The following is a 16,071-nucleotide window of genomic DNA, read 5'->3' on the forward strand; positions in this document are numbered from 1 at the left end:
CGTGGCTGTCGCCGCAATGGGTGCCAGGAGTATAGAACGCGCCTGTAACGCACACCGGCCACCCCATGCCGTCAGTCGCCTGGGCCCTCCCGAGCGACTTGTCGATCATCCAGCCTCGCTCACCCGCTCCAGCCAGGCCTTGTGCGCAGCACTTGTATCGTCGGGCAAGTTGCGCAGGTAAGCCTGTAGCTCCGCCTGCATACCGAACACCTTCCATATCAGTGGCGCCAAGCGCGATGCAGGGTTGCCCGCCTGCTCCAACTCGCGCAGCCACTGCAGGCTGCGCTCCTTGTATTCGGCGAGTACGTCCGACTGGTAATCGTGGGCCTTGCCCAACCCGGAGATGTACATCAGCTTGGCGACCTCCACCGTGGGCCAATGAAGGGCCATGTTGAGCGGCCAGTCGAGCATGGCACGCTCCCCCCACATCGCGGATTTGGGCATGCGCCCGTTCGCCAGCAGCGTCAACATGAAGGCCTGGCCCAGCTCGGTCAGGTAGACCGGCAGGACCTCGGCGGTGGGGTGCAGGTAGAACGAATCCACGGGCGTCTCGCGCCTCAGGCCAATGCGCGCAAGCAAGCGCTGCTCAAGGTCGAGTACCAGCGCACCGATATCAGCCTTCACCGCGCTGCCGCTTTCGGTAGTTTGCCTGGTGCGGGTCGCGCAGTCCCAGAGGCTCAGGGAAAGCTGCCATTGGGCTTGATCACCCTCACCCGAACAGCCGATCTCGCCGGTGATGAAGGACTTCATCGTCGGCGGCACGATATCGAAAAGCGCTTGGCCGTCGGCTTCACACCCCGACAGCACCGGACCGCCGCCTTCCACGATTTGGATATAGCAAGTGCCTACATGGTCGCTCCAGTAGTGCACGGCTTCGGCCAGGTATAGAGGAATCGCGCGCGAGAAGCGTCCCAGTTCATCCTCCCGTTGCGATTCGGCGCGTACTGCCCCGTCTGTGCTTTTGGACAGCGCGAAGAAACCGATTTCCGATGCCCCTTCCGGTTTCTGCGCGAAGAACCAATCGGCGTTGCGCAAACCGTAGTGCCAGATCGGCTGGCTCAATGCCAACGTCGCGAACTGCAGGTTTTCAGAATCCACCGGCACGCCTTGGGCGTCCTGCTTGTGCATTTGCTGGAAGGCTTGGGCAAACTGGTCGAGCTGGTTTTTGATCGGCGCAAAACCCAGGGCATACAGGCGGGCGAGCAGCGCCTCGCCTTCGGCCGCTTGGCCAAGTTCCTGATAGGCGCGCAGCAAGTTGATACCGGCCATGGGGTCGTGTTTGTGCTCATCGTAGACGGGCTCGACCAACTCGATGATCAGTGGAATCTGGCCGTTGTTACCCAAGTCGCCCGAGATCATCATCAGCGCGCTGCCGTCGAACGTACCCGCCGTCAGCACCTGCGTGTAAAACACGCGTGCCGATTCGACATCCTTCTGTTCCAGGCAATGACGCGCCAGCCACAAGGGCGCACGCCAACTGCCGGGTAACGCAGCCACGGTACGCAGTGCTTCGAGATAACCCGCCTCGCCGGCCTTTTCCCGCTGAATGGCCGCCCACCACAACAGGCCATTCTCTTGATTCGGGTCGGCTTGAACCGCGTGCCAAAGCGTTTCGTCGGCAAGCGCCTGCTCGCCTCGGTCGCTGAAGACCTTGGCCAGGTTGGTCAGCAAGGTGCCTGTCGCGCCCACTTTCGCCATCCCCGTGCGAAGCGCGTTTTCGGCGGCATCGAGTTGGCCGTTCTCCAGCAACACAATGCCCTGGATGACATGGCTGCGCTCGGGATTGCTGTCGATCTCGACCAGTTGTGCCGCGGCCGGGATCAAGTCAGCGACAAAACCATCATTCAAACCCGAGATGATCAGGCTGTAGAGCTCGTCGGCAGAATTCCATTTCTCTCGCAGGTTTGGCAGGAAGACGTTGTTGCGCCACTCGTTGCGGGTGATCTGCATCTCGCGACCGTAGCTGTCGTAGACCGTGATCAATTCACTCTCGTCCGGCTGGGGCGGTGGCGCGTCAGTGTGCGCGGAAGAAACCGGTGTCGACGTGCTGGATTTCTTGCCGCTCAGAGCGGACAGGATGCGTTTGAACATAAGGGCAGTGACACCGTTTCTGAGTTTGTCGGCACGGTGTTCTTGGGATGGAAGTTTGCAGTCTTGTTGTGAGCGGCCGACAGCTTTGCGCATTCACTTGCAGAGAGCGACGGACAAACGTGGACAAGCCAAGAGCAACGATGGGGAAGTTGGCATTTAAGCACAATTTAAAACCCGACTTTGCGCAGAGCCTGGGCGTTGATCGTTCCCCCGTGGCGAGGGGATTTATCCCCGTTGGGCTGCGCAGCAGCCCCAGAACCGTCTTCGCGGTGTGCCAGCTTCGGTTCAGCCTCGCAAACCAGTGATCAGATGCACCACACCGTTGTCCAGCGTCATCACGCCTGCCACACCGGCGGCACTCAAGCCCATCCGATCGATCCGCGCCACATCCCGCAGTTCCACCCGCAGCCGCGTCAGTGCCACGGGCTGATGGGTCTTGAGGTTTTCCGCACCGCCCAACGCAGCGATGATAGCCGGCGCCAGCCCATCTACCGAGGCCGGTCGCTTGGGCTCTTCCGGCACCAGGTCCGGGGTCAGGGCTTTCCAGAATGCCTGTTGCAGTTTGTCGAACATGTTCAATGCTCCATGGCCAGGGTGGCCGGGGTGGCCGTGGATGAATGAGTACGCAGGAGGTCACGCACCTGCTCGGCGCTTTCCTGGCCCAGGGCCTGTTGGGCCAGCGTACGGCACTCGCTAAGGTTCCATTCACGCACGCAGGCCTTGATCGCCGGAATCAGCGGCACACTGACCGATAGCTCATCCACGCCCAGCCCCAGCAGCACCGGCACCGCCAGGGGTTCCGAGGCCAGCGCACCACACACACCGACCCATTTGCCATGGGCACGGGCGGCCTCGGCCGTACGGGCGATCAGGCGCAACACCGAGGGATGCAGGCTATCGGCCTGGCTGGCCAGGCGTGGGTAGTCACGGTCCATGGCCAGGGTGTATTGGGTCAGGTCGTTGGTGCCGATGGAGAAGAAATCCACTTCTGGGGCAAACAGGTCGGCCATCAGCGCCGCCGCCGGCACTTCGATCATGATGCCCAGCTTCGGCGCCTGTTTGAGTCCCAGGTGGCGGACCTCTTCGTCCAGCATCTGCCGCGCCAGGCGCAGCTCTGCCAGTTGCGTGACCATGGGCAGCATGATGTGCAGCCGCGCCAGCCCCGAACAGGCGAGAATGGCCCGGAACTGTTCACGCAACAACTGGGGGCGCTCCAGGCACAGGCGAATACCGCGCATGCCGAGGAATGGATTGGCCTCATGAGCCATCGGCACATAGGCCAGCGGTTTGTCCCCGCCCACGTCCAGGGTACGTACCACCAGATTGCGCTCCGGCCCCAGGGTCCGGGCGACGGCGCTGTACAGGGCCGCTTGCTCGTCATGGCCAGGGGGGTGCGCGCGATCCAGGTAAAGCAGCTCGGAGCGCAACAGCCCGACCCCTTCGCCGCCCAGGCTCATGGCCTGCTCCACGTCCCGCAGCGACCCGACATTGGCGCTGACCTCGACTCGATGACCGTCAAGGGTGCGAGCCGCCTGGGCCGATTGTTCGAGGTCACGCTGATGCCGCTGGTGCTGTCGGTCACGAGTGGCCTGGAGTTGCTCGACCAGGGCTTGATCCGGGTTCACGTGCAGTTCGCCATTGTCGGCATCCAGCAACACCCGGGTGCCGTTATCCAGGGCCAGCACGGGGTGCGCCACGCCACACAACGAGGGCAGGCCCAGCGCACGGGCGAGGATCGCAACATGGCTAGTGGCGCCGCCACCCACGGTGACGAAACCGGCGATGCGTGAAGTGTCGAGGCTGGCGGTCTGGGAGGGCGTCAGTTGCTCGGCCACCAGGATCGACCGTTCAGGCAGGTTCCAGGCGTTGTCCTGAACCCCCAGGATCAGCTTGAGCACCCGTTGCCCGACGTCGGCCAGGTCCGCTGCGCGCTCGGCCAGCAAAGCGCTGCCCAATTGCTGGAACAGCGCAGCGCTCGCCTCGGTAGCGGTCCTCCAGGCGAATGCCGCGCTCTTGCCCTCGGTGATCAAGGCTTGGGCCTGCTCCAGCAAGGTGGGGTCTTCCAGCAACTCTTGATGGGCGCGAAAAATCTGCGCCTGGACACTGCCCGCCGCCTCGTCCTGCAGCGCCTTCAAGGCTTGCATTGCCTGCTTCAGCCCTTGATCCAGGGCGGCCTGCTCAACCTCGATGCCGCCCCCCGCCTCCTCGATATCCAACACCTGGGAGGCGACCTGGACCACTTCACCAAACGCCGAACCGGGCGACGCACAGACACCCCGCAGCCGACCAGGTATCGATGGCTCGTCGGTGACGGTCGGCGCCGGCGTCAGCGGCGCTTGCACCGTTTCGCCGCACCCCGACAACAGCAAGTGTTCCAACGCTTCGATGGCCTGTCCGGCCTGAGGGCCGGCGGCGCTGATCTGCACACTGTCGCCCTTGGCCGTCTGCAACGCCATGATCGCGACCAGCGATTTGGCATTGGCGCCGGCTTGCTGCTTATGCAGTTGGATATTGGCATCAAACCCCTTGGCCGCCTGGGCGAACACCGCGGCAGGACGGGCATGCAGGCCACTTTCATTGGGCACGATCAGCGGCTTGGAAAACAGCACCGAGCCCTGCTGCGCCTCGTCGACAGGCCCCTGTTCCGCTGGGCACACACGCAACAACGGAGCACCACTCTCGATACAGCTCGCCCCGTCCCCGAGCAGGCTGAAGGGTTCGCCGCTGACCACCAGCATCAGCGTCAACAGGCTTCGCGCATGCAGGGCGATGTAATCGGCATCGAAATCGATCAGCGGCTGGCCGGCCTCGACCCGTTGCCCCATGGTCACCCGCGAGGTGAACCCCTTGCCCGCCAGATTGACCGTGTCCAGGCCAATATGCATCAGCACCTGGACGCCGTTATCAGCGGTGACACTTACTGCATGGGCGCTGTCCTGAAGCGTGCCGATGACACCGGACAGCGGTGCGCAAAGGGTCTGCGAGGTCGGATCGATGCAGATGCCATCCCCCACTACTCGGCTGGAGAAGACCGGATCCGGCACGCTGTCCAAGGGCATCAAGACCCCGGACAACGGTGCGAGCAATTGCAAAGGTTGCGTTGTGTTCATGAGACTTCACCTGCTGCTGTCTGTTCTTTTTGGCATCGCGGGCACGCAGAGATCAGCGACCCGCGCTACACGGGTCATTTCCACCAGTATTCGACCTGCAGGCCCACGTTGGAACCATGTCGCGCACCGCCAAATACACCGGTGTCCGACAGCGCCGAACCGGCTGCCAGTTCATTGGCAGCACGCTTGGCCGCCTCGTTCCAACTGGCGTAGGTGTAGTAGAGGCGTATTTCCGGACGAGCCCAGAATTCCGGGCCCTTGGGCGACCAGGTGGGCGCAAAGGTGAATTTGCTCAGCTTGCGAGTTCCATCGCTGGCCTGAACCTGGTCATGGCCCAGTTCAGCCACCAGCTTGAACTGATCGGTGATGGCGTATGCCGGGCGAACCCCCAACGACAGCCAGTCCTGGTCAGCACCATCGGGGCGGATGTCCTTCTGGTACACCGCTTGCACCTGCCCGCCGAAACGTGGCGTGACCTGCCAATCGAAAAACTCCACCAGACGATAACTCTTGTTGCTGTCGTCCAATCCGGTGTCGCCGGTATAACCCAGCCCGGTGCCGGGCCCCTCGCCATATTGCAAGGCCAGTTTATTCTTCCCACCCAGGAAGTCCTGTTGCACATGCTGGGCGGTCAAGGCCCAGCCGCGATGGGCGTCGCGACGGTCCGCCCGGTCGATGAAGCTCAGGCCAAACTCCAACTCGCCACCGGGGTTGGCCTTGAAACCGGCGACGTTGAAGTCATGCCGGTTGACCGGGTCTTTCTGGTACAGGTTGTCCTTGCGCGAGAAGGCGTAGCTGTATTTCAACCCGCCGATCAGCACGTCCTCGATCCCGCCACCGGTAGCACTCTGGTTCCAGTAGTAGAAATCCGAGATATGGATGTCGTTACGTTTGTAGTAACGCCGACCGGCCCACAGCGACCCGCCGTTCAGGCTGGGCATGTTCGACCATTGGGCATACATCTGCGGCATGCGTGCCGAGCCGTTTTCACCCTGGAAAGTCGGCGTGCGGTCATAGCGGTTGTACAGCGACGCCATGCCGTCCACGCTCAACACCGAGCCATCGTCGAGGGTGAAAAGATCCTGGCGCAGTTCCAGTTCCCCGTACTGCTCGCATTCATTGCCCAACCGATATTTAGTCTGCGCCCCGGGCAACTGGAAGCAGGATTGTGAACGACCATTGGTCGCGCTGCCGACGCCGCTGCGCAGATAACCGGAAAACTCCAGGGCCTGAACCGGGAACGGCAGCGCCAGGCAGATACAGGACGCGGCAAGGCCACGGTTTATTATTGTTTTCATACGCCTCTCCATTATTTCTTATTGTTTTTTTGCTCCATGACTTCCCCCCTTGGCCGCCATTTGGCTGACGAAAAAGGGCCCACGATGCGTCTGGCGCAACGTGTTCGCTGTCAGGCATTGCCTGGGTCAGGGGAAGTTTTTATTCAGTCGCTCAGGTGCAACACAAACGACTCGTAAGGCCGCAAGCGCAGCCGTCGGTATCGGTGTTCGCCGGCCTCGTAGTTGCCGATCACCCAGCGTTGTTTCGTGTCATGGGTGAGGACTCCTTCGGGCAGTTCCACCTCGCAGTCGCCTCCATAAAAATGGCTGACCACCAACAGGCGCTCGCCCTGCCCTTCGCGCAGGTACGCCCACACGTGTGGATGTTCGGGCAATAGCAGGCGGTAGACGCCGTCCTGGATCAAGGCTTCGCTGCGGCGCAGGGCGATCAATTGACGGTAGTAATGCAGCACCGAGGTCGGGTCTTGCTGTTGCTGCTCGACGTTGATGAACGCGGCGTTGGCGGGCACGCCGATCCAGGGTTCGGCCCGGCTGAAACCTGCGTTCGGCCCGGCATTCCATTGCATCGGCGTGCGCCCGTTGTCACGGGATTTCTGCATGATCGATGCCATGGCGTTGGCCTCCGACACCCCGGCGTTGCGCTTGAGACGATAGATGTTCAGGGTTTCCACATCGCGATACTGCTCGATGTGCTCGAAGCCCGGATTGGTCATCCCCAACTCCTCGCCCTGGTACACGAACGGGGTGCCCTGGAGAAAGTGCAACGCCGTGGCGAGCATCTTCGCCGAAGGTTCGCGGTACTCGCCGTCATCACCGAACCGCGACACCACCCGCGGCTGGTCATGGTTACACCAGAACAGCGCATTCCAACCGTCACCGGCCTGCATGCCGACTTGCCAGTCGGACAGGATGCGTTTGAGTTCAAGAAAATCGAAGTCGGCCCGCACCCACTTTTGCAGGTTCGGGTAGTCCACCTTCAAGTGATGGAAATTGAACGTCATCGACAGTTCACGGGACGCCGGACACGAATAGCGAACACAGTGTTCGAGGCTGGTGGACGACATCTCGCCGACGTTGATCAGGTCGAACCCCTCGAAGACTTCCCGGTGCATTTCCTGCAGGTAGCGATGCACGTTGGGGCCGTCGGTGTAGAAACGCCGGCCATCGGTATGGTCGTCAGGGAAGTCGGCCGGTTTGGAGATCAGGTTGATCACATCGAGACGAAAGCCCCCCACCCCCTTGTCCCGCCAGAAACGCATCATCTTGAACACTTCGGCGCGCACCTGGGGGTTGTCCCAGTTCAGGTCGGCCTGGGTGTGGTCGAACAGGTGCAGGTAATACTGGCCGGTCTGCGCTTCGTACTCCCAGGCCGAGCCGCCGAACTTGGATTCCCAGTTGTTCGGCTGGTCCCGCCAGATATAGAAATCGCGGTACGGGTTGTCGAGGCTGCTGCGGGCGGCCTGGAACCAGGGATGCTCGATGGAGGTGTGATTGACCACGATGTCGAGCATCAGCTTGATACCGCGCTTGCTCGCTTCGGTAATCAATAATTCGCAATCGGCCATGGTGCCGTAGCTGGGGTCGATGGCGTAGTAGTCGCTGATGTCGTAGCCGTTGTCCCGTTGCGGCGAACGCAGGAACGGTGTCAGCCACAGGTAATCCACACCCAGCCAGTGCAGGTAGTCGAGCTTGTCCACCACCCCCAGCAAATCACCGGTGGCCTGGCCGCCATGGCTGTAGAAACTCTTGGGGTAGATCTGATAGATCACCGAGCGTTGCCAGTCTTGCATGTGCGTTTCCTTCAGTCTGTTTTGTACCGGCCTCACAGGCCTCATCGCGGGCAAGCCCGGCTCCCACAGGTGTCAGGCCACCCGATACCCCGGCCGGACGATCTTCATGCTCAACGCGCAGGTCAGGGCAAAGGGCACGCTCATGGCGATGACCATGCCGACCACGAACATCGGTATGTAATCGGGCACGATCGAAATGAAACCCGGCAGGCCCCCGACGCCAATCGCCGAGGCCTTGATCTTGTTCAGCGACAGGAAAATGCAGCCCAGGGCCGAGCCGGCCAGCGCGCAATAGAAAGGGAATTTGTAGCGCAGGTTGACGCCGAACATTGCCGGCTCGGTGATGCCGAAATAAGCGGAAATCGCCGACGTGGACGCCATGCTCTTGTCCCGCGCATTACGAGTCATGTAGAACACCGCCAGCGCCGCGCTGCCCTGGGCCAGGTTGGACATGACGATCATCGGCCAGATGAAGGTGCCACCCTGGGTCGAGATCAATTGCAGGTCCACCGCCAGGAACATGTGGTGCATGCCGGTCACCACCAGCGGCGCATAGAGCAGGCCGAAAATCGCCCCGCCAATCACCGGCGCCAGGTCGAACAGCGCCACCATGCCTTCGGTAATCAGGATGCCCAGGTGCCGGGTGACCGGACCGATGATGGCAAGGGCCAGTACACCGGTGATGACGATGGTGGTGATGGGGATCACGAGCAACTGGATGGCGTTGGGCACCCTGGCCCGCAACCATCGCTCGATCACGCTCATGACATAGGCCGCCAGCAGGATCGGCAGGATCTGCCCCTGGTAACCGACTTTCTCGATCCGGAACCAGCCGAAGATGTCGAAGTACGGCAGGCTCTGGCCTTCCAGCCCCGCCACGGCCTTGCCGTAGTTCCAGGCGTTGAGCAGGTCCGGGTGGACGAGCATCAGGCCCAGCACGATGCCAAGGATCTCACTGCCGCCGAAACGCTTGGCCGCCGACCAGCCCACCAGGGCCGGGAGAAAGACAAAGGAGGTATTGGCCATGAGGTTGATCAGGCTCCAGACGCCATCCAGGTGCGGATAGGCATCGAGCAACGTCTGCCCGGCAATGAACATGCCCTTGGCACCCAACAGGTTGTTGACGCCCATCAGCAGGCCGGCGATCACCAGGGCAGGCAAAATGGGCATGAACACATCGGACAGTACCCGCACCAGGCGCTGCATGCCGTTGCCCTTCTGCGCGCCCTGGCGCTTGACGTCGGCAATGGTCGCGGCGGCCAGGCCCGTCAGCTCGCGCAGGGCGGCATAGACCTTTTCCACCTCGCCCGGGCCAATGACCACCTGGAACAGGCCACCGGTAAAAAACGAACCCTTGACCAGGTCGATCTGGTTCAGCGTGGCACTGTCCACCCGGGCCGCGTCCTTGAGGGACAGGCGCAGGCGCGTCACGCAATGGGCCGCCTGCTCGATATTGTCGACGCCACCCAAGCTTTGCAGCAGCTCGCTGGCGATTTTGGAGTAATCGTGGCTCATGCTTTTTTCTTCCGCGTCATTCTTGTTATTGAGAGTCGACAGCACGTGGAAGAGAAAGTACTCGTCTGTACGAGTTAAATCAACAACTCGTACAGACGAGTTTTGTTTTTGTTTATGATAAGCCTCCGAAAACCGGGAAACGTCCTACGCTCCTGTCGTCAAATAATGACAGCCGAATGGACAACTCCCCCACTTGGCCCGTAAGGTTCCGCCCCGGTGAACAGCGCGGTACAGAGCCCTCTCCATGAGCAAATACAACCAGATCTACAACGATCTGCTGACCAGCATTACCACCGAACGCCTGGAGCGAGGCGCTCGCCTGCCCTCCGAAACCGAACTGATGGACAGCTATCAGGCCAGCCGTGGCACGGTGCGCAAGGCCATCGAACAACTCCAGGAGCGCGGCTTCGCCCAGAAGATCCATGGCAAGGGCACCTTTGTGCTGTCGACCCAGCCCATCGAATTCCAGCTCGGCGGCATCGTCAGCTTCCAGGAGACCTACCCGCGCCTGGGCAACGATGTCAGCACCGAAGTGGTCGAGTTCAGCCAGTTTCCGTTGGAAGGAGCGCTGCTCGAACACATCAAGGCCCCCGCCGGGAGCCCGATCACCCGCATCAAGCGGGTCCGGCGAATCGACGGCAAGCGCGTGATCCTGGACATCAACCACTTCGTCAGCGACGTGATCCCTGGCCTGACCCGCGACATCGCCATGCAGTCGATCTACGCCTTCATCGAACAGACCCTGCACCTGCAAATCGCCTACGCCCAGCGCACCATCGAAGCAGTCCGCTGCGGCAAGGACGACCAGCAACACCTGGACCTCGACGGCCAGAGCCATGTGATCGTGGTCAGCAACCAGACCTTTCTCCAGGACGGCCGACAGTTCGAGTACACCGAATCGCGGCATACGCTGGACAAGTTTTATTTTTCGGATGTGGCGCGGCGTTGATTTCGGCCCATACCCCTACCTGTTGCAGCGCGGGCATTCCAGAAATGATGTCGTGCACCTGATCTTGTAGCTAACGGTTAAGGTTGTAAAAAAACGATTAGATAACAAGAGTCGCGCACAAAAACGATTACTCCTGCCAACCGGCTCGTCAAACTGAGGAGAGGCTGAGCATGACTATCACCCAACCAAAGCTTCCAACTCTTCGCAAGCCATACCAGGTAACCGTCGACCTTCTTTCGCAACGTTGACCTGCAACGCCACCTGGGCCACATCCAACACATTCTTGGTAAGCGAATAGCTGCCCTTGGCCTGCAGCCAGGTCAGCACGTCTGCCAAATGCCAGATAGAAGCACTCCCCTCGTGCACCGGCGTTGGGAAGCTACCTGGATGAGCCAACATCAGCTTGCGCATGTTCTGCCGAGACACACCTACGATCTCAGCTACATCGGTCAGCCCTACCAAATCAGGCGCTACCTCGATCAATTTGACCGACGGCACCGCGCGATGGACGTCGGCCAGAGCACTAAGCACTGCCTTGACCGCATCAGGAGCATCGCGAGTGAACTCAAGCGCCAGTCGCCCCGGCTGCCCGATGCCGACCAGGGCATCGTCGCAGCCCGCTTCTCCCAAGCGCTCGATCAGTTCATCCATGGCACAGCCATCGTCAGCAAGCTGATATTTCAAGGTAAAAATATAGTCCATTGTTCTATTGCTCAGCATCGTCATCAGCCTCACGCCGATTGCGATGCGCAGTGCAATTGTCCACGACGCGTCGCATGCTCGCGCATGGTTGCCAGGGTTCTTCGGCGTGCACCATATCGAGGTGATGCAGAACTCGCCGCAGCGGCACGTCTCATCGTTGTACGGGCAATAAACCCGTCCCCAGGCGTGACTGCCGCCAACTTCTATGCACCACCCCTGCCCTTCGGCATGCCTAAGCGCTTCTTCGATTTCTTTCTTCGGGTGCGTTGGACGAATCATCCGTGATCTTCAGTATTCGCATGAGTCGCCAGATTGTCAGATGACAACCTAAGCATCCGCTTCAAGCGGCGCCAGTCAGCAGCGTCTCAAACGAGGAGATAGGTTGGCATGTGACAGGTCCTCGTGAACCGTACGGTGAAATACTCTTGGGGCCATGCCGCCCGATGATAAGCGTTTCCGGAACACCGCTAAGGCGGGTAATCGTAGCGAACGGTGACGGCACCGCCCTCCCAATACCGTCACGCTAGGTCACCACGGGCGGAAGCTGATGAAGCCTGGAATTGAGCCAAAATGAAAAAAGCCCCATGGAAGTTATCCACAGGGCTTTTGTTCAAAACGGGCGCCAGGGCCAATAGTGGCCGTCAGCAGTCAGATATCTAAGCCTGACTCATTCCCACTCAATCGTCGCCGGCGGCTTGCTCGACACGTCATACGTCACGCGCGAGATACCTTCGATTTCATTGATGATGCGCCCGGAAACGGTTTCCAGCAGCTCGTACGGCAGGTGTGCCCAGCGCGCGGTCATGAAGTCGATGGTTTCCACGGCACGCAGGGCCACGACCCAGGCGTAACGACGGCCATCGCCGACCACGCCCACCGATTTCACTGGCTGGAACACCACGAACGCCTGGCTGACCTTGTGGTACCAGTCGGCCTTGCGCAGTTCTTCGATGAAGATGTGGTCGGCGCGACGCAGCAGGTCGGCGTATTCCTTCTTCACTTCACCGAGGATCCGCACGCCCAGGCCCGGGCCCGGGAATGGGTGACGGTAGACCATGTCGTACGGCAGGCCCAGCTCCAGGCCGAGGCGACGCACTTCGTCCTTGAACAGTTCGCGCAGCGGCTCGACCAGCTTGAGGTTCATCTCTTCCGGCAGGCCACCGACGTTGTGGTGGGACTTGATCACGTGGGCCTTGCCGCTCTTGGCGCCGGCCGACTCGATCACGTCGGGGTAGATGGTGCCCTGGGCCAGGTACTTGATGTTGTCCAGCTTGTTGGACTGGGCATCGAACACGTCGATGAAGGTGCGGCCGATGATCTTGCGCTTCTTCTCCGGGTCGGACTCGCCGGCCAGGTTGTTCAGGAACTGCTCTTCGGCGTTGGCGCGGATCACTTTGACGCCCATGTTCTCGGCGAACATGGCCATCACTTGCTCGCCTTCGTGCAGGCGCAGCAGGCCGTTGTCGACGAAGACGCAGGTCAGTTGGTCGCCGATAGCCTTGTGCAGCAATGCGGCAACCACCGAGGAGTCAACGCCGCCAGACAGGCCCAGCAGCACGTTGTCGGTGCCAACCTGGGCGCGCACCTGGGCGATGGCATCTTCAGCGATTTTCGACGGGGTCCACAGGGCTTCGCACTCGCAGATGTCGAGGATGAAGCGCGACAAGATGCGGCCGCCCTGCTTGGTGTGGGTCACTTCAGGGTGGAACTGCACGCCGTAGTAACGGCGATCATCGTTGAACATGCCGGCAATCGGGCAGCTCGGGGTGCTGGCCAGGATGTGGAAGTCTTCCGGCATCCTGGTGACCTTGTCACCGTGGCTCATCCACACGTCCAGGCCGAACAGGCCGTCGGCGTCGACGTGGTCCTCGATGCCGTCCAGCAGGCGGCTCTTGCCGACTACGTCAACGCGGGCATAACCGAACTCACGCAGGTCCGAACCTTCGACCTTGCCGCCCAGCTGTTCAGCCATGGTCTGCATGCCGTAGCAGATACCGAAGACGGGCACGCCCAGGTCGAACACGGCTTGCGGGCAGCGCGGGCTGTCGGCTTCGTGCACGGACTCGGGGCCGCCGGCGAGGATGACGCCTTTAGGCGCGAATTCGCGAATCGCTTCATCATCCATGTCGAACGGATGCAATTCGCAGTACACACCGATTTCACGCACGCGGCGGGCGATCAGCTGGGTGTACTGGGAACCGAAGTCGAGGATCAGGATGCGGTGAGCGTGAATGTCGAGGGCCATGACTCATTCTCATGTAGTGAATCAGAAACAACTCGGGGCTGAATGAACAGCCCCGGTGATTAACGTTTTGCTGGAAGCCTTAACCTACGCGGTAGTTCGGCGCTTCCTTGGTGATCTGCACGTCGTGGACATGGGACTCGGCCATGCCAGCGCCGGTGATACGCACGAATTCCGGCTTGGTGCGCATCTCTTCGATGTTGGCGCTGCCGGTGTAGCCCATGGAAGAACGCAGGCCGCCCATCAGTTGATGGATGATGGCGCTCAGGGTGCCTTTGTACGGCACGCGACCTTCGATGCCTTCCGGCACCAGCTTCTCGGCACCCGCGGAGGAGTCCTGGAAGTAACGGTCGGAAGAGCCCTGGGCCTGGGACATGGCGCCCAGCGAACCCATGCCGCGATAAGCCTTGTAGCTACGGCCCTGGAACAGCTCGATCTCGCCCGGTGCTTCTTCGGTACCGGCGAACATCGAACCCATCATCACGCAGGAGGCACCGGCTACGATGGCCTTGGACAGGTCACCGGAGAACCGGATACCGCCGTCGGCGATCAACGGCACGCCAGTGCCTTCAAGGGCGGCGGCGACGTTGGCGATGGCGCTGATCTGCGGCACGCCGACACCGGCAACGATACGGGTGGTGCAGATCGAGCCAGGGCCGATACCGACCTTGACCGCGTCGGCGCCGGCTTCGGCCAGGGCCTTGGCGGCAGCGCCGGTGGCGATGTTGCCGCCGATCACCTGCACTTCAGGGAAGTTCTGCTTGACCCAGCGAACGCGGTCGATCACGCCTTTGGAGTGGCCGTGGGCGGTGTCGACCACCACCACGTCAACACCGGCACTGACCAGGGCGGCGACACGGTCACCGGTGTCCTTGCCGGTGCCGACCGCAGCGCCGACGCGCAGACGACCTTGGTCGTCCTTGCTCGCCAGCGGGTAGGCCTTGGCTTTTTCGATGTCGTTGACGGTCATCATGCCCTTGAGGGCGAATTTGTCGTCGACGATCAGCACGCGCTCGATGCGGTGCTTGTGCAGCAACTCGCGGACTTCTTCCTTGTTGGTGCCTTCCTTGACCGTGACCAGGCGCTCTTTAGGCGTCATCACTTGGCGGACGGTGGCATCCAGGCGATTCTCGAAACGCACGTCGCGGGAGGTGACGATGCCGACCAGGTCGCCATCGTGCAGCACCGGAACGCCGGAGATGTTGTGCATGCGGGTCAGTTCGAACAGATCCCGGACCGTGGCGTCAGCCTCGATGGTGATCGGATCCTTGACCACGCCAGCCTCGAACCGCTTGACCTTGCGCACTTCGGCGGCCTGCTGTTCGATGGTCATGTTCTTGTGGATGATACCGATACCGCCTTCCTGGGCCATGGCAATGGCCAGACGGGCTTCGGTCACGGTGTCCATGGCGGCGGAAACCAGGGGGATATTCAGTTCGATGCCACGGGTGAGACGGGTTTTGAGACTGACTTCGTTAGGCAGTACTTCGGAATAACCGGGCACTAGGAGAATGTCGTCGAAGGTCAGAGCTTCTTGGCTGATACGCAGCATCGCGGGGGCTCCCGAGCGGGAAAATGGAAGCGCGCCATTATACTCATGGACCCCGTCTGGCTCAATGTAAAACTCTGTCTATTATTGCCGGACTGATTGACGGGCTAAATCACTGCCCGATTGCCAACACATTCCCTGTGGGAGCGAGCTTGCTCGCGATGGCGGCGTATCAGTCAACACCGCACCAACTGACCCGACGCCATCGCGAGCAAGCTCGCTCCCACACTCGCTCATCGGTGTCCTTACAACTCCACCTTCACCCAACTCACCGGCTGATCGAGCCAATCGGCGAACTCATCGAGAAAGTCCTGCTTGAACCCCGCCTCCAGCCAGTTGTTGAAGATGAACCCCAGGTTGGAAAAGCCGCAGGGCTGCAGGAACAGGAAGCCGTTGATGTCGTCTTCATGACCGCATTCGGGGCAAGTGAAGTTGTCGGTGCGCGCCGGCATCCAGTCTTCGAGGCTTTCGAACAGCGCTTCGCCGACTTCCTTGCGGCACTCGGCGCAACCGGCTTCTTCGAGAAAGCCCTTGGCCGGTGTATAGATGCAGCGCTTGGTGATGATCTCCAGGCCATTGATCGCTTCACCGAACGGCAAGGCTTCGGGATGCAGGACCACCTCGCGGGCTCCGGGGGCGATGGCGTGGGCCATGCGATTGCCGGTGCGCCCGCAGGTGGTCAGTTGTTCTTCGACGATATTCTTGCGCACCAGCCAGCGCACGATCGCCCGGGCCCGAGGCTCGTGGACCGGCAGGGTGGAAATTTTCGGAACGATGATGCTTTGCGAGTTCATGGCGAGGCCTGGCTGTTTCCCTGGCAGGGTC

At 61.1% G+C, this 16,071-nt stretch carries 11 protein-coding genes and 1 pseudogene; 1 reads left to right on the forward strand and 11 read right to left on the reverse strand.

The genetic code is table 11. The features are described 5' to 3' along the window. Nucleotides 1-105 precede the first annotated feature (105 nt). The 6 genes from AB4O09_RS25495 to treP form a co-directional block, all read right to left on the reverse strand. Nucleotides 106-2,091, reverse strand: a complete 1,986-nt coding sequence (locus AB4O09_RS25495) for a tetratricopeptide repeat protein (RefSeq protein ID WP_460107594.1) — start codon at nucleotides 2,089-2,091, stop codon at nucleotides 106-108. Between the two features lie 285 nt (nucleotides 2,092-2,376). Next, entirely contained in the window at nucleotides 2,377-2,664 is a 288-nt protein-coding gene (locus tag AB4O09_RS25500; RefSeq protein WP_003198057.1) for a PTS transporter subunit EIIB, read from the reverse strand. 2 nt (nucleotides 2,665-2,666) lie between these two features. Further along, nucleotides 2,667-5,201: a phosphoenolpyruvate--protein phosphotransferase gene (ptsP, locus tag AB4O09_RS25505; protein WP_460107596.1), complete on the reverse strand. Its 2,535-nt coding sequence runs from the start codon at nucleotides 5,199-5,201 to the stop codon at nucleotides 2,667-2,669. A gap of 74 nt (nucleotides 5,202-5,275) precedes the next feature. Then, nucleotides 5,276-6,499 carry a maltoporin gene (locus tag AB4O09_RS25510; RefSeq protein ID WP_013692328.1) on the reverse strand — a complete coding sequence of 408 codons (1,224 nt, stop codon included), beginning with the start codon at nucleotides 6,497-6,499 and terminating at the stop codon, nucleotides 5,276-5,278. Between the two features lie 143 nt (nucleotides 6,500-6,642). After that, nucleotides 6,643-8,289 carry an alpha,alpha-phosphotrehalase gene (gene treC, locus AB4O09_RS25515; RefSeq protein ID WP_003198052.1) on the reverse strand — a complete coding sequence of 549 codons (1,647 nt, stop codon included), beginning with the start codon at nucleotides 8,287-8,289 and terminating at the stop codon, nucleotides 6,643-6,645. A 72-nt stretch (nucleotides 8,290-8,361) separates the two neighbouring features. Beyond that, on the reverse strand, nucleotides 8,362-9,804 hold the full coding sequence (gene treP / locus AB4O09_RS25520; RefSeq protein ID WP_003198050.1) for a PTS system trehalose-specific EIIBC component: 1,443 nt from the start codon (nucleotides 9,802-9,804) through the stop codon (nucleotides 8,362-8,364). A 244-nt stretch (nucleotides 9,805-10,048) separates the two neighbouring features. Here treP and treR point away from each other — a divergent pair, with 244 nt between their 5' ends. Then, nucleotides 10,049-10,753, forward strand: a complete 705-nt coding sequence (gene treR / locus AB4O09_RS25525) for a trehalose operon repressor (protein ID WP_003198045.1) — start codon at nucleotides 10,049-10,051, stop codon at nucleotides 10,751-10,753. A gap of 177 nt (nucleotides 10,754-10,930) precedes the next feature. On the opposite strand, the gene AB4O09_RS25530 is transcribed toward treR, so the two are convergent. The 5 genes and pseudogenes from AB4O09_RS25530 to AB4O09_RS25550 all read right to left on the reverse strand — a co-directional run bounded on the left by AB4O09_RS25530 (nucleotide 10,931) and on the right by AB4O09_RS25550 (nucleotide 16,040). After that, a complete protein-coding gene (locus AB4O09_RS25530) occupies nucleotides 10,931-11,455 on the reverse strand; it encodes a helix-turn-helix transcriptional regulator (protein WP_038856157.1) in 525 nt (174 codons plus the stop codon). 4 nt (nucleotides 11,456-11,459) lie between these two features. After that, a pseudogene (locus AB4O09_RS25535) lies at nucleotides 11,460-11,734 on the reverse strand (hypothetical protein). A 388-nt stretch (nucleotides 11,735-12,122) separates the two neighbouring features. Then, entirely contained in the window at nucleotides 12,123-13,700 is a 1,578-nt protein-coding gene (gene guaA, locus AB4O09_RS25540; RefSeq protein ID WP_003198041.1) for a glutamine-hydrolyzing GMP synthase, read from the reverse strand. A gap of 79 nt (nucleotides 13,701-13,779) precedes the next feature. Beyond that, nucleotides 13,780-15,249 (reverse strand): IMP dehydrogenase, encoded by a 1,470-nt coding sequence (guaB, locus tag AB4O09_RS25545; RefSeq protein ID WP_028237046.1) that lies wholly within the window; start codon nucleotides 15,247-15,249, stop codon nucleotides 13,780-13,782. 242 nt (nucleotides 15,250-15,491) lie between these two features. Beyond that, on the reverse strand, nucleotides 15,492-16,040 hold the full coding sequence (locus AB4O09_RS25550; RefSeq protein WP_003198037.1) for a hypothetical protein: 549 nt from the start codon (nucleotides 16,038-16,040) through the stop codon (nucleotides 15,492-15,494). Between the last annotated feature and the right edge of the window lie 31 nt (nucleotides 16,041-16,071).

Source organism: Pseudomonas sp. H1_F01, assembly GCF_054681425.1.

Coding starts and splice junctions, on each gene's coding strand:
- guaA (WP_003198041.1), bottom strand. CDS start 13,700: ATGGCCCTCGACATTCACGCTCACCGCATCCTGATCCTCGACTTCGGT.
- AB4O09_RS25550 (WP_003198037.1), bottom strand. CDS start 16,040: ATGAACTCGCAAAGCATCATCGTTCCGAAAATTTCCACCCTGCCGGTC.
- treP (WP_003198050.1), bottom strand. CDS start 9,804: ATGAGCCACGATTACTCCAAAATCGCCAGCGAGCTGCTGCAAAGCTTG.
- ptsP (WP_460107596.1), bottom strand. CDS start 5,201: ATGAACACAACGCAACCTTTGCAATTGCTCGCACCGTTGTCCGGGGTC.
- treC (WP_003198052.1), bottom strand. CDS start 8,289: ATGCAAGACTGGCAACGCTCGGTGATCTATCAGATCTACCCCAAGAGT.
- guaB (WP_028237046.1), bottom strand. CDS start 15,249: ATGCTGCGTATCAGCCAAGAAGCTCTGACCTTCGACGACATTCTCCTA.
- AB4O09_RS25510 (WP_013692328.1), bottom strand. CDS start 6,499: ATGAAAACAATAATAAACCGTGGCCTTGCCGCGTCCTGTATCTGCCTG.
- AB4O09_RS25495 (WP_460107594.1), bottom strand. CDS start 2,091: ATGTTCAAACGCATCCTGTCCGCTCTGAGCGGCAAGAAATCCAGCACG.
- AB4O09_RS25530 (WP_038856157.1), bottom strand. CDS start 11,455: ATGGACTATATTTTTACCTTGAAATATCAGCTTGCTGACGATGGCTGT.
- treR (WP_003198045.1), top strand. CDS start 10,049: ATGAGCAAATACAACCAGATCTACAACGATCTGCTGACCAGCATTACC.
- AB4O09_RS25500 (WP_003198057.1), bottom strand. CDS start 2,664: ATGTTCGACAAACTGCAACAGGCATTCTGGAAAGCCCTGACCCCGGAC.